The organism is Rugamonas rubra (assembly GCF_900114705.1).
In the GTDB taxonomy this organism is placed as follows: Bacteria; Pseudomonadota; Gammaproteobacteria; order Burkholderiales; family Burkholderiaceae_D; genus Rugamonas; species Rugamonas rubra.
Genome location: NZ_FOTW01000005.1, coordinates 160275 through 179426, shown reverse-complemented (window position 1 = coordinate 179426; position 19152 = coordinate 160275). Strand labels below are relative to the sequence as shown.

At 66.1% G+C, this 19152-nt stretch carries 22 protein-coding genes; 16 read left to right on the top strand and 6 right to left on the bottom strand.

The window, feature by feature from the left end:
* The first annotated feature begins 33 nt into the window (after window positions 1-33).
* The 7 genes from lpxD (at window position 34) to BM252_RS03305 (ending at window position 6300) form a co-directional block, all read left to right on the top strand.
* Complete coding sequence (gene lpxD / locus BM252_RS03335) at window positions 34-1089, top strand: UDP-3-O-(3-hydroxymyristoyl)glucosamine N-acyltransferase (protein ID WP_093383645.1); 1056 nt, start codon at window positions 34-36, stop codon at window positions 1087-1089.
* Window positions 1086-1598 carry a 3-hydroxyacyl-ACP dehydratase FabZ gene (fabZ, locus tag BM252_RS03330; RefSeq protein ID WP_245774066.1) on the top strand — a complete coding sequence of 171 codons (513 nt, stop codon included), beginning with the start codon at window positions 1086-1088 and terminating at the stop codon, window positions 1596-1598. The genes lpxD and fabZ overlap by 4 nt, the downstream gene beginning before the upstream one ends.
* A 4-nt stretch (window positions 1599-1602) precedes the next feature.
* Window positions 1603-2391 (top strand): acyl-ACP--UDP-N-acetylglucosamine O-acyltransferase, encoded by a 789-nt coding sequence (gene lpxA, locus BM252_RS03325; protein ID WP_093383642.1) that lies wholly within the window; start codon window positions 1603-1605, stop codon window positions 2389-2391.
* Complete coding sequence (gene lpxB, locus BM252_RS03320; RefSeq protein WP_093383640.1) at window positions 2375-3541, top strand: lipid-A-disaccharide synthase; 1167 nt, start codon at window positions 2375-2377, stop codon at window positions 3539-3541. The genes lpxA and lpxB overlap by 17 nt, the downstream gene beginning before the upstream one ends.
* Before the next feature lie 86 nt (window positions 3542-3627).
* Window positions 3628-4263, top strand: coding sequence for a ribonuclease HII (gene rnhB, locus BM252_RS03315; RefSeq protein WP_093383637.1), 636 nt, complete (start codon window positions 3628-3630; stop codon window positions 4261-4263).
* Entirely contained in the window at window positions 4260-5045 is a 786-nt protein-coding gene (locus BM252_RS03310; RefSeq protein WP_093383635.1) for a TrmH family RNA methyltransferase, read from the top strand. Before rnhB ends, BM252_RS03310 begins: the two co-directional genes overlap by 4 nt.
* Before the next feature lie 55 nt (window positions 5046-5100).
* Window positions 5101-6300, top strand: a complete 1200-nt coding sequence (locus tag BM252_RS03305) for an EAL domain-containing response regulator (protein WP_093383632.1) — start codon at window positions 5101-5103, stop codon at window positions 6298-6300.
* Window positions 6301-6514: 214 nt separating this feature from the next.
* On the opposite strand, the gene ppsR is transcribed toward BM252_RS03305, so the two are convergent.
* Window positions 6515-7363, bottom strand: a complete 849-nt coding sequence (ppsR, locus tag BM252_RS03300; protein WP_093383630.1) for a posphoenolpyruvate synthetase regulatory kinase/phosphorylase PpsR — start codon at window positions 7361-7363, stop codon at window positions 6515-6517.
* A gap of 166 nt (window positions 7364-7529) precedes the next feature.
* On the opposite strand from ppsR, the gene ppsA reads away from it, so the two are divergent.
* From ppsA to BM252_RS03280, 4 genes are all read left to right on the top strand, one after another.
* Entirely contained in the window at window positions 7530-9980 is a 2451-nt protein-coding gene (gene ppsA, locus BM252_RS03295) for a phosphoenolpyruvate synthase (RefSeq protein ID WP_093383627.1), read from the top strand.
* A 216-nt stretch (window positions 9981-10196) separates the two neighbouring features.
* A complete protein-coding gene (locus BM252_RS03290; RefSeq protein WP_093384204.1) occupies window positions 10197-10616 on the top strand; it encodes an NfeD family protein in 420 nt (139 codons plus the stop codon).
* Between the two features lie 103 nt (window positions 10617-10719).
* Window positions 10720-11640, top strand: a complete 921-nt coding sequence (locus BM252_RS03285; RefSeq protein ID WP_093383625.1) for an SPFH domain-containing protein — start codon at window positions 10720-10722, stop codon at window positions 11638-11640.
* Between the two features lie 58 nt (window positions 11641-11698).
* Entirely contained in the window at window positions 11699-12112 is a 414-nt protein-coding gene (locus tag BM252_RS03280; RefSeq protein WP_093383622.1) for a DUF4259 domain-containing protein, read from the top strand.
* 115 nt (window positions 12113-12227) lie between these two features.
* Here the strand turns inward: BM252_RS03280 and BM252_RS03275 are convergent, their stop codons facing one another.
* Window positions 12228-13643 carry a Dyp-type peroxidase gene (locus BM252_RS03275; protein WP_093383620.1) on the bottom strand — a complete coding sequence of 472 codons (1416 nt, stop codon included), beginning with the start codon at window positions 13641-13643 and terminating at the stop codon, window positions 12228-12230.
* A 91-nt stretch (window positions 13644-13734) separates the two neighbouring features.
* Entirely contained in the window at window positions 13735-14193 is a 459-nt protein-coding gene (locus tag BM252_RS03270) for a hypothetical protein (RefSeq protein WP_139236270.1), read from the bottom strand.
* A 482-nt stretch (window positions 14194-14675) separates the two neighbouring features.
* Between BM252_RS03270 and BM252_RS03265 the strand changes: the two genes are divergently transcribed.
* From BM252_RS03265 to BM252_RS03255, 3 genes are all read left to right on the top strand, one after another.
* Window positions 14676-15536, top strand: a complete 861-nt coding sequence (locus tag BM252_RS03265; protein WP_093383615.1) for an NAD-dependent protein deacetylase — start codon at window positions 14676-14678, stop codon at window positions 15534-15536.
* A gap of 82 nt (window positions 15537-15618) precedes the next feature.
* Complete coding sequence (locus BM252_RS03260; protein ID WP_093383612.1) at window positions 15619-15909, top strand: hypothetical protein; 291 nt, start codon at window positions 15619-15621, stop codon at window positions 15907-15909.
* A 26-nt stretch (window positions 15910-15935) separates the two neighbouring features.
* Window positions 15936-16334 carry a hypothetical protein gene (locus tag BM252_RS03255; RefSeq protein WP_093383610.1) on the top strand — a complete coding sequence of 133 codons (399 nt, stop codon included), beginning with the start codon at window positions 15936-15938 and terminating at the stop codon, window positions 16332-16334.
* A gap of 34 nt (window positions 16335-16368) precedes the next feature.
* Here BM252_RS03255 and BM252_RS03250 read toward each other — a convergent pair whose 3' ends face one another.
* The 3 genes from BM252_RS03250 to smpB all read right to left on the bottom strand — a co-directional run bounded on the left by BM252_RS03250 (window position 16369) and on the right by smpB (window position 18289).
* Window positions 16369-16917: a FlgO family outer membrane protein gene (locus BM252_RS03250; protein WP_093383607.1), complete on the bottom strand. Its 549-nt coding sequence runs from the start codon at window positions 16915-16917 to the stop codon at window positions 16369-16371.
* Window positions 16918-17613 carry a hypothetical protein gene (locus BM252_RS03245; protein WP_245774065.1) on the bottom strand — a complete coding sequence of 232 codons (696 nt, stop codon included), beginning with the start codon at window positions 17611-17613 and terminating at the stop codon, window positions 16918-16920. It abuts the gene before it with no gap.
* Between the two features lie 226 nt (window positions 17614-17839).
* Window positions 17840-18289 carry an SsrA-binding protein SmpB gene (gene smpB / locus BM252_RS03240; RefSeq protein WP_093383605.1) on the bottom strand — a complete coding sequence of 150 codons (450 nt, stop codon included), beginning with the start codon at window positions 18287-18289 and terminating at the stop codon, window positions 17840-17842.
* A gap of 90 nt (window positions 18290-18379) precedes the next feature.
* Here smpB and BM252_RS03235 point away from each other — a divergent pair, with 90 nt between their 5' ends.
* On the top strand, window positions 18380-18811 hold the full coding sequence (locus BM252_RS03235; protein WP_093383602.1) for a type II toxin-antitoxin system RatA family toxin: 432 nt from the start codon (window positions 18380-18382) through the stop codon (window positions 18809-18811).
* Window positions 18804-19088, top strand: a complete 285-nt coding sequence (locus BM252_RS03230) for an RnfH family protein (protein WP_093383600.1) — start codon at window positions 18804-18806, stop codon at window positions 19086-19088. The genes BM252_RS03235 and BM252_RS03230 overlap by 8 nt, the downstream gene beginning before the upstream one ends.
* The last annotated feature ends 64 nt before the right edge of the window (window positions 19089-19152 follow it).

The window sequence follows — 19152 nt, the reverse complement described above, 5'->3', positions numbered from 1 at the left end:
CTGAGACTCACAACCACAGATTGGAACTCCCCGATGGGCACTCGACTAGGAGAATTGGTCGAACGCTTGGGCGGGCAGTTGGTGGGCGACCCGAACCTGGAAGTGATCGGGATCGCGCCACTGACGGACGCCGGCGTTTCGCACATCAGCTTTCTCAGCAATAGCAAACTGCGCGCGCAGGCGCTGCACAGCCAGGCGGCGGCGCTGATCGTCGCGGCCGCCGACGACGAGTTCATCGCCGCCGGTTATGCCGGCGCGCGCATCGTCACCCCCAACCCCTATGTGTACTTCGCCCGCGCCGCCCAGTTCTTCGCGGCGCAGCATGCCCACGTCGCGCCGGCCGGCATCCATCCGGCCGCCAGCGTCGACGCCATGGCCACGGTGGACGCCAGCGCCAGTGTCGGCGCGCGCGCCGTCGTCGAGGCCGGCGCGGTGGTCGGCCCGGGCGCGGTGATCGGCGCCGGCTGCTACGTCGGGCGCGACGCCGTGATCGGCGAGGGCACCGAGCTGTTCGCCAACGTCACCTTCCACGCCCGCTGCCAGATCGGCGCGCGCGGCATCATCCACTCGGGCGCCGTGATCGGCACCGACGGCTTCGGTTTCGCCAACGAGGGCGGGGTCTACATCAAGATCCCGCAGACCGGCCGCGTGATGATCGGCGACGACGTCGACATCGGCGCCAACACCACCATCGACCGTGGCGCGCTGGCCGACACGGTGATCGAGGACGGCGTCAAGCTCGACAACCAGATCCAGATCGGCCACAACTGCCACATCGGCGCGCACACGGCCATGGCCGGCTGCGTCGGCGTGGCCGGCAGCGCCAAGATCGGCAAATACTGCACATTCGGCGGCGCCGCCATGGTGCTGGGCCACCTGACCATCGCCGACCGCGTGCACATCTCGTCGGGCAGCATGGTCTCGCGCTCGATCCTCGAACCGGGCCAGTACACCGGCTTCTACCCGCTGGCCAAGAACGCCGAGTGGGAAAAGTCGGCCGCCATCGTGCGCAATCTGGCGAGCATGCGCGAGAAGCTGCGCGCGCTCGAAAAGACAATTAAAACACTGACCATACAAGACACAAAATGACCACTATCGACACCAGCACGACCATCGAGACTCCAGCCAAGAAGAGCATGGACATCCACCAGATCAAGCAGTATCTGCCGCACCGCTATCCGATGCTGCTGGTCGACCGCGTGCTCGACTGGGAAGCCAACAAATCGATCACTGCGATCAAGAACGTCACCGTCAACGAGGAGTTCTTCAACGGCCACTTCCCGCACAAGCCGGTGATGCCGGGCGTGCTGATGATCGAGGCGATGGCGCAGACCGCCGCCATCCTGTCCTTCCTGACCATGGACATCAAGCCGGACGAGAACTCGGTGGTCTACTTCGTCGGCATCGACAACGCCCGCTTCAAGCGTCCGGTCGAGCCGGGCGACCAGTTGGTGATGAACGTCGAGATCCTGCGCGTCTCGCGCGGCATCTGGAAGTACAAGGCGGTCGGCAGCGTCGACGGCAAGGTCGCCGTCGAGGCCGAATTGATGTGCACCATCCGCAGCGCGGACGACGCTAGTCAGCCCGCCGGGAAGTAAGGCCATGGTCAAGATCCATTCGACCGCGGTCATCGATCCGAAGGCGCAGCTCGACAGCAGCGTCGAGGTGGGGCCGTACACCATCATCGGGCCGCACGTCAGCATCGGCGCCGGCACGGTGGTCGGCCCGCACGTGGTCATCGAGGGCCACACCACGATCGGCCGCGACAACAAGCTGTTCCAGTTCTCGTCGATCGGCGCCGCGCCGCAGGACAAGAAGTGGGCCGGCGAGCCGACCCGTTTGACCATCGGCGATCGCAACACCATCCGCGAGTTCTGCACCTTCAACACCGGCACGGTGCAGGACCGGGGCGTGACCAGCCTGGGCGACGACAACTGGATTTCCGCCTACGTCCACCTGGCGCACGACTGCCAGGTCGGCAGCAACACGATCTTCTCGAACAACGCGCAGATCGCCGGCCACGTCGAGATCGGCGACTGGGTGATCATGAGTGGCTTCGCCAACGTCCACCAGTTCTGCAAGATCGGCGCCCACGCCTTCGTCGGCATGAGTACCAGCCTGACCCAGGACGTGCCGCCGTATGTGCTGTTGAACGGCAATCCGGCGCAGGCCCACGGCGTCAATATCGAGGGTCTGAAGCGGCGCGGTTTCACCCGCGAGCAGATCAACGGCGTGCGCGCCGCCTATAAGATCATCTACCGCTCCGGCTTGACGCTGGAGGAGGCCAAGGCGGCCCTGCTGGCCGAGGAGTTGGCCATGCCGGCGGCGGCCGAGCAGATCCGCGCCATGCGCGAATTCCTCGATACGGCGTCCCGTGGCATCGTCCGCTAAGCCGGCCGCGCGCTCGGTCGCGTTGGTCGCCGGCGAACCGTCCGGCGACGTGCTGGCGGCGCGCCTGCTGTCCGGCCTGCGGCCCTTGCTGCCGGAGGCCCGCTTCCACGGCATCGGCGGCGAGCACATGATGGCGCAGGGCTTCGAGTCGCACTGGCCGATGGAACGGTTGACGGTGCGCGGCCTGCTGGCGGTGATTCCGCGCTACCGCGACATCAAGGGCATCCAGAACGCGCTGCGCGACCAGCTGCTGGCCGAGCGTCCGTCCGTGTTCATTGGCGCCGACTACCCGGGTTTCAACCTCGGCCTGGAGATGCAGCTGAAGGACGCCGGCATCCCCACCGTGCACTACATCGGGCCGCAGATCTGGGCCTGGCGCGGCGGCCGCATCAAGAAGATCATCAAGGCCGTCTCGCACATGCTGGTGGTGTTCCCCTTCGAGGAGGAGATCTATCGCAAGGCCGGCGTGCCGGTCAGCTATGTCGGCCATCCGCTGGCCGAGCTGGTGCCGCTGGTGCCGGACGAGGCGGGCGCGCGCGTCCAACTCGGCCTGCCGCAGGACGCCAACGTGGTCACCATCATGCCGGGCAGCCGCATGTCGGAGCTGAAGTACAACACCGCCGCCTTCGTCGGCGCCGCCAAGCTGCTGCTGGCGCGCGACCGCTCGCTGCGCTTCGTCGCGCCGATGGCCGGCGAGAAGCAGCGCCAGTACTTCCTCGAACTGGTGGCCCAGGCCGGCCTGCAGGACGTCGAGATCCAACTGCTCGACGGCCAGTCGCACACCGCCATCGCCGCCGCCGACGCGGTGCTGGTGGCCTCCGGCACGGCCTCGCTGGAGGTGGCGCTGTTCAAGAAGCCGATGGTCATCGCCTACAAGATGATGGCGGCCGAATGGCAGATCCTGCGCCACTTCGGCTACCAGCCATGGATCGGCCTGCCCAACATATTGGCGCGCGAATTCGTCGTGCCCGAGCTGCTGCAGGACGCCGCCAACCCGGCCGCGCTGGCCGAGGCCATGTGGCGCCAGCTGAGCGACGTGCCGCACCGCCTGCAACTGGCGCAGCGCTTCACCGAGATGCACCACAGCCTGCTGCGCAACAGCGCGCAGGAGAGCGCGCAGGCGGTCATGCGCGTCATCGAGGGGCGCTAGGCGCGCCAGCTCGCGCCCGGCATCCGCAGTATCCGCTTCAATCAAAACAGTAAAAACAGTAAAGTAGCCACCCAGTGAAGCAACCAGTGAAAAACATCTATCCCGGCCTGTTCGACGACCTGCCGTTCTCCCTCGACGAAATCGTCTGCGGCGTCGACGAGGCGGGCCGTGGCCCGCTGGCCGGCCCGGTGTTTGCCGCCGCCGTGATCCTGCACGCCGACCGGCCCATCGCCGGCCTGCGCGACTCGAAGAAGCTGAGCGAGGCCAAGCGCGACCTGCTGGCGCCCGTCATCAAGGCCAACGCCCTGGCGTGGGCGGTGGCCGAGGCCTCCGAGGCGGAGATCGACGAACTGAACATCCTGCAGGCCTCGCTGCTGGCGATGCGCCGCGCCGTCGAGGCGCTGGCCACCGTGCCGACCCTGGCCCTGATCGACGGCAACCGCTGCCCGGTGATGAAGATCCAGACCATGGCCATCGTCGGCGGCGACGACAAGGTCGACTCCATTTCGGCCGCGTCGATCCTGGCCAAGACGGCGCGCGACGCCGCTCTGGTGACGCTGCACGCCGCCTATCCGCAATACAGCTTCGACCAGCACAAGGGTTATCCGACCGCGCTGCACCTGGCGCGCCTGCGCGAGCACGGCGCCTCGCCGGTGCACCGCCGCTCGTTCGGCCCGGTGCGCAAAGTGCTTGAATCGACCGGCCTTGGAGAGGGCAAATGAAAACCATCACCTCGCGCGACAACGCGCAGTACAAGGATCTGAAACACCTGGCCGGCAGCTCGCAGGCGCGTAAGAAGGTCGGCCAGACGCTGCTCGACGGCGTCCACCTGTGCCAGGCCTACCTGCAGCTGCGCGGCCTGCCACAGCAGTGTGTGGTGAGCGAGACGGCGCTGCACAACCCCGAGGTGGGCGACATTGTCGGCCAGCTGGAGGCGCGCCACGGCCACGTGCTGGCCCTGCCGGACGCGCTGTACAAGGCGGTCAGCCAGGTCGAGCACGGCGTCGGCGTGATGTTCCTGATCGATACGCCGGAACGCGCCGCGCCGGCCGCGCTGAGCGTCTCGGCGGTGTTGTTGGACAACGTGCAGGACCCCGGCAACGTCGGCTCCATCCTGCGCAGCGCCGCCGCCGCCGGCATCACCCAGGTCTACTGCAGCGCCGGCACGGCCTTTTGCTGGTCGCCCAAGGTGTTGCGCGCGGCGATGGGCGCCCACTTCGTGCTGGAGATCTTCGAGAACGTCGATCTGGCGCCGTTGGTGCAGGGCTCGCCCATCGCCACGCTGGCCACCAGCGGCTACGCCACCCAGCGCCTGTACGACGTCGACCTGCGCCAGCCGGTGGCCTGGCTGTTCGGCCACGAGGGGCAGGGCGTGGCCGACGATTTGCTGTCGGCGGCGCGCCACCAGGTGGTGATTCCGCACCTGGGCCAGGTCGAGTCACTCAACGTCGCCGCCTGCGCGGCGGTATGCTTTTTCGAACAAGTCAGGCAGAATCAAGGGTAGGATGAAGGCATGATAGCCGCCGGTTAGTGTCGGCCGCACACCTCGGGAGCAGTCCATGGACAACGCGCAGTTGCACTTTCTGGTCGCCGAGGGCGATGCCGGACAGCGGCAGGCGCTGCTTGCCATGCTGCGCGAGCTGGGTGCCGTCAACGTCGGCGAGGCGGCAGACGGCCACAGCGCCTTCAGCATGTTCGACGCCGACATCGCGCCAGCGCCGCAGATCGCCATCATCGACCTGGCGCTGGCGGGCATGGACGGGCTGGAGCTGATCCGCCGGCTGGGCGAGGGGCGGGCGCAGGCCGGCGTCATCGTCACCGGCGAGCAGAGCGCCGAACTGTTGTTTTCGGTCGAGACCATGGCCATGGCCTATGGCGTCAATCTGCTCGGCAGCATCGCCAAGCCGGTGACGGCGGCGCGGCTGGAGGCGCTGCTGGCCAACTATGTGCCGCCGGAGCGGCGCAACGAGCTGCGCCGCTCGGCGCTGAGCTTCTCCTTCGCCGAGGTCGGGCGCGGCCTGCAGGCGCGCGAATTCGAACCCCACTTCCAACCGATGATCGAGCTGGCCAGCGGCCAGGTCAAGGGACTGGAGATGTTCGCCCGCTGGCACCATCCGCAGCACGGCGTGCTCGGCCCGGCCGCCTTCTTCGGCGCGCTGGAGGCCAACGGCCGCATCGACTTCCTCGACTGGAGCATGATCGAAAAATCGGTGGCGGCCTGCCGCGGCCTGCACCGGCAGGGCATCCCGATTTCGATGTCGATCAACGTCGACCAGGGCACGCTGGCGCATCCGCAGTTCATCGAGCAGATCGGCGCCTGCCTGCAGCGCCACGATCTGCTGGCCGACTACATCACCTTCGAGATGACCGAGTCGGCCGTGCTGATCACCGAGCCGCACTTCCTCGAACGCCTGCTGCGCCTGCGCATGCTGGGCTTCGGCCTGGCCATCGACGACTACGGCACCGGCCGTTCCAACCTGCAGCTGCTGGCGCGCATCCCGTTCACCGAATTGAAGATCGACCGCAGCTTCGTCGACGGCGCCGCCAAGCGCCTGCCGATCGGCACGGTGCTGCGTTCCTGCCTGGGGCTGGCGCGCAGCCTGGAGCGGCGCTCGGTGGCGGTGGGGGTGGAGACCAAGCAGGACTGGGACTTCCTGCAGGGCCTGGGCTGTACCTATGCGCAGGGCTACTACATCGCCAAGCCGATGCCGGTGGAGGAGTTCCCCGGCTGGCTGGCCGATTGGCGGCAGTTCTTCTGATTGTGCAGACAGGGCTGAAATTCGCAATTTGCGATCTTGGTGCTATGCTGGAGATGCAGCCCTAGGAGGCGTCCTCTCCCGGCTACCATTCCGGTGAAGACACTAGGTTAGTTTTGGTCCCGTTCTGCGGGGCCGCCCCGATTTAAGACAAACCCGCCTGTTGGCGGGTTTGTCGTTTCTGAACCGGGTTGTCGGCGCGCTGGGGCGCTCAGCCCTAGTAATCCCGCCGGTTCGGCTTGATCTCCTGCAGGATCGTGGTGGAGATCTCCTCGATCGACTTGGCGGTCGACGATAGCCAGCGGATGCCTTCGCGCTTCATCATCATTTCGGCCTCGTTGACCTCGTAGCGGCAGTTCTCGATGGAGGCGTACTTGCTGCCGGCGCGGCGCTCGTTGCGGATCTCGGCGAGGCGCTCGGCGGTGATGGTCAGGCCGAAGATCTTGCTCTTGAACTCGTACAGCGAGGAGGGCAGGCGGCCGCGCTCGAAGTCGTCCGGGATCAGCGGGTAGTTGGCCGCCTTGATGCCGTATTGCATGGCCAGGTACAAGCTGGTCGGCGTCTTGCCCGAGCGCGACACGCCGACCAAAATCACGTCGGCCGACGACAAATTCTTGTGCGACTGGCCGTCGTCGTGCGCCAGCGAGAAGTTGATCGCCTCGATGCGGTTCTTGTACTCCTCGCTGTCGACGATGTTGTGCGAGCGGCCGATGGTGTGGGTCGACTTGACGCCCAGCTCTTGTTCGAGCGGCGCGACGAAGGTCTGGATCAAGTCCATGTGCAGACCCTTGCAGTTGCGGATCACCGCCGACAAGTCGCTCTTGACCAGGGTCGAGAAGATGATCGGGCGCTGGCCGTCGGCGGCGAAGGCCTCGTTGATCTTGCGCGCCGCGTCGTGCGCCTTGTCGAGGGTGTCGATGAAGGGCAGGCGGATCTGGCGGAAGCGCAACTCGAACTGCGTCAGCACGGAGTGGCCGAAGGTCTCTGCCGTGATACCGGTGCCATCCGATACGAAAAATACCGTGCGGGCGGCGTTGGGCAGGGGCGGGCGTTGTTCTTGGGTCATTTGGGTGCCAGGTTAATCGTCAATTAAGTATTGTGAATCGTCAATTTGCGCTGCAGGCTGTAAAATGTCTGCCAACGGTAAGATTGTGCTGCACGACGCTAAGAATAACAAGATTGAATGTCGGCGCCTCGCGGGAAGATTTCTATCATCAAGTAAGGGTGTCATTATGACCAGCATTTCCAACGCAGCATTGAAGGAGCAGCAGGAGCAAACGGGCGAGGCGGTGTACGTTGCCTCGTTCGAAACATTGCGCATGACGGATGTCGAATCCGTCGGCGGCAAGAACGCCTCCCTGGGCGAAATGATCAGCCAGCTGGCCACGGCCGGCGTGCGCGTGCCGGGCGGTTTCGCCACCACGGCGCAGGCCTTCCGCGACTTCCTGTCGTACAGCGCCAACGGCGGCAAGCCGCTGGCCGAGCGCATCGCCGACCGTCTGGCCGGCCTGAACATTGACGACGTGCGTTCGTTGGCCCTGGCCGGCGCCGAGATCCGTCAATGGATCGTCGAGACCCCGTTCCAGCCGCGCCTGGCGACGGAAATCCAATCCTTCTACGAAAAACTGGTGGCCGATTCGAGCACCGAGATGTCGTTCGCCGTGCGTTCTTCGGCCACCGCCGAAGACTTGCCGGACGCGTCCTTCGCCGGTCAGCAGGAGACCTTCCTCAACGTGGTCGGCATCGACAACGTGCTCGACGCGATGAAGCAGGTGTTCGCCTCGCTGTACAACGACCGCGCCATCTCCTACCGCGTGCACAAGGGCTTCACCCACGCCGAGGTGGCCCTGTCGGCCGGCGTGCAGCGCATGGTCCGCTCGGACCTGGGCGCGGCCGGCGTGATGTTCACCATCGACACCGAGTCCGGCTTCAAGGACGTGGTCTTCGTCACCTCCAGCTACGGCCTGGGCGAGACGGTGGTGCAGGGCGCGGTCAATCCCGACGAGTTCTACGTCCACAAGCCAATGCTGGAACTGGGCAAGTCGCCTGTGATCCGCCGCAACATCGGCTCGAAGCTGCTGAAGATGGAATTCACCAACGAAGCCAAGGCCGGCCGCTCGGTGAAAACCGTCGACGTGCCGGTCGAGATGCGCAACCGCTACTCGCTGGACGACAACGAAGTGGTCGAGCTGGCCAAGTACGCCGTCATCATCGAGAACCACTACGGCCGTCCGATGGACATCGAGTGGGGCAAGGACGGCCGCGACGGCAAGCTGTACATCCTGCAGGCGCGTCCGGAGACGGTCAAGTCGCAGCAGAAGTCGACCGACGCGCAGCAGCGCTTCAAACTGAAATCGAGCGGCACCGTGCTGACCTCGGGCCGCGCCATCGGCCAGAAAATCGGCGCCGGTCCGGTGCGCGTCATCACCGACCCGGCCGACATGGAACGCGTGCAGCCGGGCGACGTGCTGGTGGCCGACATGACCGACCCTAACTGGGAACCGGTCATGAAGCGCGCCGCCGCCATCGTCACCAACCGTGGCGGCCGTACCTGCCACGCGGCGATCATCGCGCGCGAGCTGGGCGTGCCGGCGGTTGTGGGTTGCGGCAACGCCACCGACATCCTGAAGGACGGCACCTTCGTCACCGTGTCCTGCGCCGAAGGCGACGAGGGCAAGATCTACGACGGCCTGCTGGAAACCGAGGTGTCCGAAGTGGCGCGCGGCGAACTGCCGCCGCTGCCGGTCAAAATCATGCTCAACGTCGGCAATCCGCAGCTGGCCTTCGACTTCCAGTCGGTGCCGAACGGCGGCGTCGGCCTGGCCCGTCTCGAGTTCATCATCAACAACAACATCGGCGTGCATCCGAAGGCGATTCTGGAATACCCGAACATCGACGCCGACCTGAAAAAAGCGGTCGAGTCGGTGGCCCGTGGCCACGCCTCGCCGAAGGCCTTCTACATCGACAAGCTGGCCGAGGGCATCGCCACCATCGCTGCGGCCTTCTGGCCCAAGCCGGTGATCGTGCGCTTGTCCGACTTCAAGTCGAACGAGTACAAGAAGCTGATCGGCGGTTCGCGCTACGAGCCGGACGAGGAAAACCCGATGTTGGGCTTCCGTGGCGCGGCGCGCTACCTGTCGCCGGACTTCGCCGAGTCTTTCGAGATGGAATGCCTGGCCATGAAGCGCGTGCGCAACGACATGGGCTTGACCAACGTCGAGATCATGGTGCCGTTCGTGCGTACCCTGGGCCAGGCTGAGAAAGTGGTCGACCTGCTGGCCAAGAACGGCCTGAGGCGCGGCGAAAACGGCCTGCGCCTGATCATGATGTGCGAAGTGCCATCGAACGCGATCCTGGCCGACCAGTTCCTGCAATACTTCGACGGCTTCTCGATCGGTTCCAACGACCTGACCCAGCTGACCCTGGGCCTGGACCGCGATTCCGGCATGGCGCTGTTGGCGGCCGACTTCGACGAGCGCGACCCTGCGGTCAAGGCGCTGCTGTCGATGGCGATCAAGGCCTGCCGCGCACAGGGCAAGTACATCGGCATCTGCGGCCAGGGCCCTTCGGACCACCCTGACTTCGCCGAATGGCTGATGGGTGAGGGCATCGAGTCGATGTCCTTGAACCCGGACTCGGTCATCGACACTTGGCAGAAACTGGCCTCGCTGCAACAGAAGTAAGGCTACGCAAAGATATTGTTAAGTAGGAAATGGTGAAGATCGAACAAGAAGAAGTTGACGCGGGCTGGATATGCGTTAGACTGCTTACATAGTGTCGACCAATACAAACACCATTAATACTTACCGAATCGCAGTAAAAACCCTCGTCGCCCGTTGCGGGCAGCGGGGGTTTTTGTTTTTCAAAAGCGCAAGTCCTTGCGCATCGAAGGAGGCATCATGGCGGACTGGATGACATGGCTGGTGGCGGCGGGCGTGATCGTGATTTTCGAGCTGTTCACCGGCACCTTTTATTTGCTGATGATTTCCATCGGTGTGGCCTGCGGCGGTGTGGCTGCTCTGGCCGGGCTGCAACCGCCGGGCCAGATGCTGGTAGCGGCGGTGGTCGGCGTTGCGGCCACCGGCCTGCTGTGGCGCAGCAAGTACGGCCGGCCCGAGCGCGGCGACCCGGCGCGCGACCCCAACGTCAACATGGACATCGGCCAGACCGTGCACGTGGCCCACTGGCACGAGGGCTCGGCGCGGGTGATGTACCGCGGCGCCATGTGGGACGTCGACCTGGCGCCCGGCGGCCAACCGGCGCCCGGCCAGTTCACCATCCGCGAGGTGCGCGGCAGCCGTTTGGTGGTGGCCGCCTGAGGGCACCGGCAGCAGCACCAGCATTAGCAGCAGTAGCAGCAGCACCGCCGCAGCCGTCGTCGCGCGACAGCGGCAAAACCGTTTTCAACCTGGAGAGTACGCAATGGAATTTAGCTTCGGTAACGTCACATTCATCCTGTTCATCCTCGCCCTGGTGTTCGTGTTCAAGACCATCAACGTGGTACCGCAGCAGCACGCCTGGGTGGTCGAGCGGCTGGGCAAGTACCACGCCACGCTGGGCCCCGGCCTGAACATCGTGGTGCCCTTCGTCGACCGCATCGCCTACAAGCACGTGCTCAAGGAGATCCCGCTCGACGTGCCGCCGCAGGTCTGCATCACGAAGGACAACACGCAACTGCAGGTCGACGGCATCCTGTATTTCCAGATCACCGACCCGATGCGCGCCTCCTACGGCTCGTCGAACTACATCGCCGCCATCACCCAGCTGGCGCAGACCACGCTGCGTTCGGTGATCGGCCGCATGGAGCTGGACAAGACCTTCGAGGAACGCGACCACATCAACACCGCCATCGTCAACGCGATCGACGAGTCGGCCGCCAACTGGGGCGTCAAGGTGTTGCGCTACGAGATCAAGGACCTGACGCCGCCGAAGGAGATCCTGCACGCGATGCAGGCGCAGATCACCGCCGAGCGCGAGAAGCGCGCGCTGATCGCCGCCTCGGAAGGCCGCAAGCAGGAGCAGATCAACATCGCCAGCGGCGAGCGCGAGGCCTCGATCGCCCGCTCCGAGGGCGAGAAGCAGGCCGCCATCAACCGCGCCGAGGGGCAGGCCGCCGCCATCGTCGCGCTGGCCGACGCCACCGCCGCCGCGCTGCGCGAGGTGGGGGCGGCGATCCAGTCGCCGGGCGGCGCCGACGCGGTCAACCTGAAGGTGGCCGAGCAGTACGTGGGCGCCTTCGCCAATTTGGCCAAGACCAACAACTCGATCATCATCCCGGCCAACCTGGGCGAGATGAGCGGCCTGATCGCCACGGCGATGCAGGTGGTCAAGGCGCAAAAATAGGCGGCCGGTCCGGCGCAAAAACAAAGGCGGCAAGGCCGCCTTCGACAAGGAGTGGAATATGGGAACTTGGGCAGTGGACGCCTTCGGCAACGACTACGCGCTGGACTGGGCGGAGGACCTGCAGGAGACGAGAAACCTGGAGGCGGTGGAGAACACCCTCGACAACGTGCTCGACAACGGTGGCGCCTATCTGGAGGCGCCGTTCGCCGCCGAGGCGCTGGTGGCGATCGAAGTGATCGCCCGCCTGCAGGGCCATTGGGGCCTGCGCAACGAGGAAAGCGAGGCGGTCGACGCCTGGGTCGAGCAGCGCCCGCAGAAGGCGCGGCCGGACTTGGCGGCCAAGGCGCACCAGGTGATCGAGCGCATCCTGGCCGAGCAGTCCGAGCTGCGCGAGTTGTGGGCCGACAGCGAACACTACGCCGACTGGACCGCCTCGGTGGCCGAGTTGAAGGGCCGAGTCAATGTCGGCTGAGTTCAGCTTCGCCGTCGCGACGGGCCGCTGAGGCAGCGCCGCCGCGCCGAGCGCAGCGAACGCCGCCTTCCCTTGGCCGGGAAGGCGGCGTTTTTGCTTTGGCCGGCGGTTTGGCTCAGCCCATGGCGGCCAGATAGCGCAGGCCGCTGATGCTGGGGAAGAAGCAGTAGACGCTGCCGCGCGTGACGATGGTGCGGCCGAAGCCGTTGATCACGGTGTTGCCCTCGTGCTTGGGACCCTTGCCGGCGAAGGTGAAGGAGCTGGTGGCCGGATCGTTGACGCCGCTGAAGACGTCCTGGCCGCTGATGTTGTAGACGGCGTTGCCGTCGGCCGAGCCGCCCGGCCCGGTGGCGGCCTTGACGAACTCCGACTGGTTGTTCCACTGGCTGGTGAGGAACTCGAACTGGTTGCCGACGTTGGCGTTGATGAAGTAGCCGATCAGGCCGCGCGGCGTGTGGTCGGGCTTGGCCGCGTCGTAGGCCGGGCCGTAGGGCATGGCGCGGCGCACGATGCGGTGGTGGGCGGCGTCGGTGCCGTTGACCTTGCCGTCGCGCGGGTTGTTGCGGCGGATGTGCGAGCCGATCGGGCACTTCAGGCCCAGCGTGTCGTCGGTGGCGATGTCGGGCGTGACATAGTGGAAGTTGTTGAGCTGCTCGTCGGGCAGCACCGGCCCCGCGACCTCGGGGGCCAGCTCCAGCGGGTTGCCGTTGCGCCAGCGGCCGCAGAACTTGGCGGCGACCATTTCGCTCGACAGGCCGGTCTCGCCGGCGTACTGCGCCAGCATGGCGTCGAAGGCGGCGACGTCCTGCTCGAGGATGCGGAAGGCGGCGTAGCTGCTGTTGGTCGACAACTGGGCCGGCGTGACGCTGTAGACGCCGCCGCTCTGGTTGGCATAGCCGAGCAGGAACTCGCCGGTGGCCACCTCCGGCTGGTCGTCCGGCGCCATGCGCTTGCTGTCCGGCGCGCCCTTGACGTTGGGCTGGGCGATGCTGTCGCGGTAGCCGAAGTGGACCTGGTTGTCGGGCAGGGCGGTGGCGTCCTGCGTGTACAGCTCGCGCAGGCAGCCGGCCCAGGCGGCGCGCAGCTTGGCACTGACCGAATCGAGCACCTCGCGCGATTCGGTGACCCAGACGCTGAGCAGCATGTGCACCTGGGCGCCGTCGCCCAGTCCGCCGAGCCAGAATTGCGGCGCGCTGCTGCCGGTGTCGCCGATGCTTTGGGCGGTGGCGGCGCTGGCCGCGCCGCGCTGGAAGGCGGGGTCGAAGGTGGCCAGCTCGGCCGGGGTCAGGCCCAGCGCGGCCAGGCCGGCGCAGCTGAAGCTGAGGTTGAGGAAGCAGGGCGGCTTGGGTTCGACGCGCAGCGCGGTGGTGACGGCGGGCAGGCCGCCGCTGCCGTCGACCAGCGTGGCGATCAGCGCGCGGGCGCCGGCCGGGTCGCTGATGGCGAGGACGAAGTGGCGCGCCAGGTCGACGCGGTAGCCGCGCAGGATGGTGCCCTGGACGTCGGCGAAGTCAATGTCGGGATCGGCCATGGTGGCTCTCCGGTGGCGATGGCTGGAAGGGGGCGGGCGCCAGGGGACATCGGCTGCGCCGGTGCGGCGCCCGCGGGACGAACGGCGCGCCTCAGACGGCGGCGAGGATCTGCTGCACCGTCTGCGGGTAGGCGGCGTACAGGCTGTTGTTGGGGATGTGCTGCGAGGCGTCGTTGACGGTGATGTAGGCCTGGAAGGCCGGCACGTTGTTGATCACCGGGGTCAGCGCGGCGCCGCCGACGACGAACTTGAGCAGCGCGTCGAAGACGTCGCCCAGCTGCGTGACGAAGTCCTGGATGTAGGCGTTGAAGTCGCCGTCGTATTCGGTGACGACGCCGATGATCAGGCTGTCCGAGGTGCCCGCGCTCTTCAGTTGCGGCTGCAGGTTGGCCTGCGAGCGGTCGAGCATCAGGAAGCGGGCGAAGTGGACGGTGCCGATGTCCTCCAGGGCGGCGTCGATCTGTTTCTGCGCCTCCACCAAAGTGGCGGCGACGGCTACCAGGCTGGTGCCGGGCAGGCAGGGCATCATCAGGCTGAGCGGGCTAGTCATGATTTTCCTCAAGGGTTGATCCATCGGATCACCGACGCTACGCCTGCCGGCCGGTCCTGTCAAAACGACATTTTCTATCGTTGTGGAAAAGACACTAATTCTATTGTGCAAGTGACCTTGGGGCGTAGCAAGGGGAAAGTCGCTGGCGCCAAGCCGGGCGGCACCGAGGCGCGGCGGGCGCCTTGGTGCCGGGCGTGGCCTTGTTTTGCCTTGTGCCGCCGCCGCCCGTGCGCCGCCGCCGTTTGCCGGCGGGCATGTGCCGTGGCTTGACGGCACGCCGTAGGCATGCAGGACGCTAGCCGCCGTGAGGCGAATTCTCATCGCTATTTCATGTCGATGCGGCCGTGCTGGCCGTGCGTCTCGTCGCCCGGGCCGGCGGTGAAGGGCGGGGTGTTGCTCGATCTGCCGCTGAACCGCCGTCCCGGCACCGGCCCGCCCGGCGCGACGTTCAACCGCCTCGCTTGGTGTTAGCATGAAGACCTATGAGCAACATCGACCGTATCGACCATCTGGCGCCGCTGGCCGCCTTCCTGCAAGCGCATTCCCGCGTGCTGGCGCTGACTGGCGCCGGCATGAGCACGGCCTCCGGCATCCCCGACTATCGCGACCAGGACGGCGTGCGGCGCGGCCGTTTGCCGGTGCAGGGGCCGGAGTTCCGCCGCTCCGAGGCGGTGCGCCGGCGCTACTGGGCGCGCAGCATGGTCGGCTGGGCGACGCTGGCGCGGGCGGCGCCGAACGCCGGCCACCTGGCGCTGGCGGCGCTGGAGCGGGGCGGGGCGCTGGGCGGCCTGATCACGCAGAACGTCGACGGCCTGCACCAGCGCGCCGGCAGCCGGCGGTTGATCGAGCTGCACGGCAACATCCACGGCGTGGTCTGCCTCGACTGCCGCGCCGAGCATCCGCGCGCGGCGATCCAGGCGGCGCTGGTCGGGGCCAACCCGGCCCTGGCGCAGGCGCTGGCGCAGCCCTTGCCGGACGGCGACGCGCAGATCGAGCCGGACGCGCTGGACGACTTCCAGCCGCCATACTGCCGCCACTGCGGCGGCACGCTGCAGCCGGACGTGGTCTTCTTCGGCGACAACGTGCCGCCGCCGCGCACCGCCGCCGCGCTGGCCATGCTGGAAGAAGCCGACGCGCTGTTGGTGGTGGGCTCCTCGCTGATGGTGTTCTCCGGTTTCCGCTTCTGCAAGCTGGCGGCCGAGTCAGGCAAGCCCATCGTCGCCATCAACGTCGGCAGGACGCGGGCCGACGAATTGCTGGCGTTGAAGGTGCAGCTGTCGGCCGAATCCGTTCTGCCGGGCCTGGTTCAACTGCTGGGGCTGGCGCCGGTCGCGGGCGAATAGCGCCGAAAAGCCGCGCCGCTTTGGCTTTTGTCTAAGTTCGCCGTCCCGTTTGCGCTATACCTGTGCTGACACGGGAGGCCCTATGGACATCAACAATTTGAACGAAGCGTTTGCCGGCGGGCAGTTCCACTTCGTCGTCAGCGACGGCGCGCGGCCCATCCACATCGAGGTCTACGTCGACGGCGCGCCGCTGATGCACGAGGACTGCGACGATCCTCCCTGCCACGAGATGGTGTTCATTCCGTCCGGCGCGCGCGGCGCCGAGCTGTGGGTGGTGGCGCGCGACGCCGACGGCGCCCTGGCGCAACGCACCTTCCGTGTCGGCACCCCCGACCCCAGCGCGGGCGGCGTGCTGGTGGGCGCCACCCGCTGACTGCGCCACCTCATGGAGCACAGCGCATGCAAAATTTTCTCGCCGAACTGGCCAAGCTGACGCCGGGCGTGCTGGCGGCGCTGGCCGCGCTGGCCGGCGCCAGCGGCGCGGTGCTCGCCGCGCTGATCGGCAAGCTGCTGGTCACGCCCATGCTGGGCGCGCGCGACCGCCAGGACCGCGAGGCGGAGTGGCGCAAGCACGCGCTGGAACTGACCAAGCTGGATCTGGAGCGCAAGCTCAAGTCGGGGCGCGACCTGCGGGCCCAGCCGCTACGGCCGAGCATCCTGGACTTTCTGGCCAACTATCGGGATTTGCAGGAACTGGGCAAGCGCTCGCCCAAGGATTTGTACAACACCATTCTGTCGAAACGGCTGGCGGGGCTGCCTGCGCCGCCGCCGCCGGTGGACTGCGACGAGGCCGACTAGCCGCACGGGTGCCGGCCGCGTCCGTCGGCGCTAATCAGTTGCGCAGCAGCATGGAGCGCACGATGCCCTCCTTGGCCAGCACGTAGTCGTGTCCGGCCAGCACGAAGTTGGTGTTGGGCTGGATCACCTTGATGTTGATGAACACCATGTCGCTGGTTTCGGCGTAGGAGCCGACCACGATGGCCTGGGCGTGGTGGGTCTGCGCCACGTCGCCGATTTCGCGGGTGAGCATCAGCTCGCCCTGGTTGCGCTTCATGTAGACGCTGTTGCGCAGCTTCATCTCCAACATGTTCAGGCCGCCCTGCGACAGCCGGGTGGAGATTTCCTCCGACACCAGGCGGCCCAGCGTGGTGGTCTGCTCGAGCGCGTCGATGTTGACCACGGTGGCCATGATCAGCGGCTTGTCGGCGGTCAGCTTGCCGCTCAGCTGCTGCAGCAGGGTGTCGGCCGCCTTGTAGTTCGAGGCGATAAATTGGTTCGACGAGATGGTCGAATAATTCGGTTCGTCCTTCGGCGTGGTCGAGCAGGCCGCCAGCAGCAGCGGCAGGGCCAGTACGGACAGGGAGGCCAGTTTTTTCGTCATTTAGCGTTCTCCGCGCAGCTGGTAGGTCTTGCTCAATTGGGGCAGCTCGGGTTCCTTGTCGATGATGCCGTACAGCACGCGGTCGCTGTCGGTCACATAGTAGGCCGAGGTGTTGCGCGCGAAGTAGCGGTACTGGTCCGACACGGACACTGTGATGATGAGCTCGGTGCGCGGCGTGGCGCCGGGCGCGAACTGGTCGTTGAACCAGGAATAGGCGTCTTGGGCGCCGACGCCGGCGGCTGCGGCCAGCAGCAGCGGCGGCTCGATCTCGCTCAGCACGAAGACGCCGGCGGCCAGCGCGCCGTGTTCGCCATGGTAGCGGTATTGCGGCCGGTCGGCGCTGAAGGTGACGGCCTGCACGTCGAGGTCGATCTTCAGCGAGCCGGCGGCCGATTTGGACACCGTGTAGCCGTCGTTGACCAGCGAGGTGATCAGCTGGGTGTTCAGCGCGCGCTGGAAGGGGCTGGGGTTGGGCGCCTCGTTGATGAACAGCGGACGCGGCGGATTCTTCTTCAGCTCGGCCAGCATGTTTTTCTCGATATGCCCGGCGATCGTGCCCCAGTGGCTGGCCGCCTGCAGCTTGACCTGCTGGCTGGCGGGGAAGTTGGTCGCCTGCGGCACAGGCGAGAAGCGCGCCGCACATCCGGCCAAGATCAGGCCGGCCACTATCGCTGCTCCGGTTTTCAGCACCATCATGCCCTCGTCAAAGTCTAAAGTGAACAGCCCATTCTACCCCCGGCTTGCCGGGGCGAAAAAGGGTAATTTCCTCCGGCCAGTGTAGCACGGATGTTTCTATTTGGAAATTCACAACAGAACAAAAGCTTGCGTTTTGTGCGCTCCGGACAGACTAAATACACCGCCCGGCCAGGCCGGCGGCGCGCCGCGGCGGCGCCGCCGCGCGCCGCGCCCGGCGCCGAGTGCCTTAGCGGCGGTTTTGTTTCATCGCCGCGGCGACTTCGCGGGCGCCGTCGCGGTCGCGCTCGGTGGCGCGCTTGTCGTGCATCTTCTTGCCCTTGGCCAGGCCGATCTCGCATTTGACGCGGCCGCCCTTGTAGTGCAGGTTGAGCGGCACCAGGGTGTAGCCGGAACGCTCGACCTTGCTGATCAGCTTGTCCATTTCGGTGCGGTGCAGCAGCAGCTTGCGGGTGCGCACGGCCTCCGGATGGATGTGGGTGGAGGCGGTCGGCAGGGCGCTGATGTGGGCGCCGAACAGGAACAGCTCGTCGCCACGGATGGTGACGTAAGCTTCCTTGATCTGCACGCGGGCGTCGCGGATGGCCTTGACTTCCCACCCCTCCAGCACGATGCCCGCTTCGTAGCGGTCCTCGATGAAGTAGTCGTGGAAGGCTTTTTTGTTATCAGCTATGGTCATGAGATGGTAAATAGTAGGCGCGGGTCGGTTAAACTACTGTTTCGCGCCAAAAGTCGCGAATAATTCAACATCATAGCAAACGGTTACACAATGGCAGTAGTACATAAATCGGTTTTCCTGGGATACAGCGCGGAACAAATGTTCGATCTGGTGGCCAAGGTCGAGGATTACCCCAAATTTCTGCCATGGTGCGGCGGTGTCGAGGTCAAGGAGCGGGGCGAGAACACGGTGGTGGCCAGCCTGGGCATCCATTACCACGGCATACGCCAGAGTTTTACCACATTCAACGTCAACACGCCCTCGACCAGCATCAAGATGCGGCTGGTGGACGGTCCTTTCAAGACCCTCGACGGCACCTGGACCTTCAAGGCGCTGCGCGAGGACGCCTGCAAGATCGAGCTGGACCTGCACTACGAGTTTTCCAGCATCATACTGGAGCAACTGATCGGCCCGGTGTTCGGCATGATCGCCAACAGCATGGTCGATTGCTTCTGCAAACGGGCGGAGACGGTGTATGGCTGAGCTAATCCAGGTGCAGGTGTGTTTCGCCGGCGCCACCGCGCAATGGCTGCGCGACTTGACGGTCGAGGCCGGCACCACGCTGGAGCAGGCCGTCGCCGCAAGCGGCCTGCTGCGCGAGGCGCCGGAGATCGACCTAGCGACCATGCCGGTCGGCATCTTCAGCAAGAAGAAGACGCTCGACACGGTGCTGCGCGAACACGACCGGGTGGAAATCTACCGCCCGCTGGTCGCCGACCCGAAACACGCCCGCCGCCGGCGCAAGGCCGGCGCGGCCTGAGTTCGCCGGCCGCAAGGAACAAATAGTAGGGCGCGCCACCGGTCGACGGTGGCGCGCCCTTCTG

Coding starts and splice junctions, on each gene's coding strand:
- lpxD (WP_093383645.1), top strand. CDS start 34: ATGGGCACTCGACTAGGAGAATTGGTCGAACGCTTGGGCGGGCAGTTG.
- fabZ (WP_245774066.1), top strand. CDS start 1,086: ATGACCACTATCGACACCAGCACGACCATCGAGACTCCAGCCAAGAAG.
- lpxA (WP_093383642.1), top strand. CDS start 1,603: ATGGTCAAGATCCATTCGACCGCGGTCATCGATCCGAAGGCGCAGCTC.
- BM252_RS03310 (WP_093383635.1), top strand. CDS start 4,260: ATGAAAACCATCACCTCGCGCGACAACGCGCAGTACAAGGATCTGAAA.
- BM252_RS03305 (WP_093383632.1), top strand. CDS start 5,101: ATGGACAACGCGCAGTTGCACTTTCTGGTCGCCGAGGGCGATGCCGGA.
- ppsR (WP_093383630.1), bottom strand. CDS start 7,363: ATGACCCAAGAACAACGCCCGCCCCTGCCCAACGCCGCCCGCACGGTA.
- ppsA (WP_093383627.1), top strand. CDS start 7,530: ATGACCAGCATTTCCAACGCAGCATTGAAGGAGCAGCAGGAGCAAACG.
- BM252_RS03290 (WP_093384204.1), top strand. CDS start 10,197: ATGGCGGACTGGATGACATGGCTGGTGGCGGCGGGCGTGATCGTGATT.
- BM252_RS03285 (WP_093383625.1), top strand. CDS start 10,720: ATGGAATTTAGCTTCGGTAACGTCACATTCATCCTGTTCATCCTCGCC.
- BM252_RS03280 (WP_093383622.1), top strand. CDS start 11,699: ATGGGAACTTGGGCAGTGGACGCCTTCGGCAACGACTACGCGCTGGAC.
- BM252_RS03275 (WP_093383620.1), bottom strand. CDS start 13,643: ATGGCCGATCCCGACATTGACTTCGCCGACGTCCAGGGCACCATCCTG.
- BM252_RS03270 (WP_139236270.1), bottom strand. CDS start 14,193: ATGACTAGCCCGCTCAGCCTGATGATGCCCTGCCTGCCCGGCACCAGC.
- BM252_RS03265 (WP_093383615.1), top strand. CDS start 14,676: ATGAGCAACATCGACCGTATCGACCATCTGGCGCCGCTGGCCGCCTTC.
- BM252_RS03260 (WP_093383612.1), top strand. CDS start 15,619: ATGGACATCAACAATTTGAACGAAGCGTTTGCCGGCGGGCAGTTCCAC.
- BM252_RS03255 (WP_093383610.1), top strand. CDS start 15,936: ATGCAAAATTTTCTCGCCGAACTGGCCAAGCTGACGCCGGGCGTGCTG.
- BM252_RS03250 (WP_093383607.1), bottom strand. CDS start 16,917: ATGACGAAAAAACTGGCCTCCCTGTCCGTACTGGCCCTGCCGCTGCTG.
- BM252_RS03245 (WP_245774065.1), bottom strand. CDS start 17,613: ATGATGGTGCTGAAAACCGGAGCAGCGATAGTGGCCGGCCTGATCTTG.
- smpB (WP_093383605.1), bottom strand. CDS start 18,289: ATGACCATAGCTGATAACAAAAAAGCCTTCCACGACTACTTCATCGAG.
- BM252_RS03235 (WP_093383602.1), top strand. CDS start 18,380: ATGGCAGTAGTACATAAATCGGTTTTCCTGGGATACAGCGCGGAACAA.
- BM252_RS03230 (WP_093383600.1), top strand. CDS start 18,804: ATGGCTGAGCTAATCCAGGTGCAGGTGTGTTTCGCCGGCGCCACCGCG.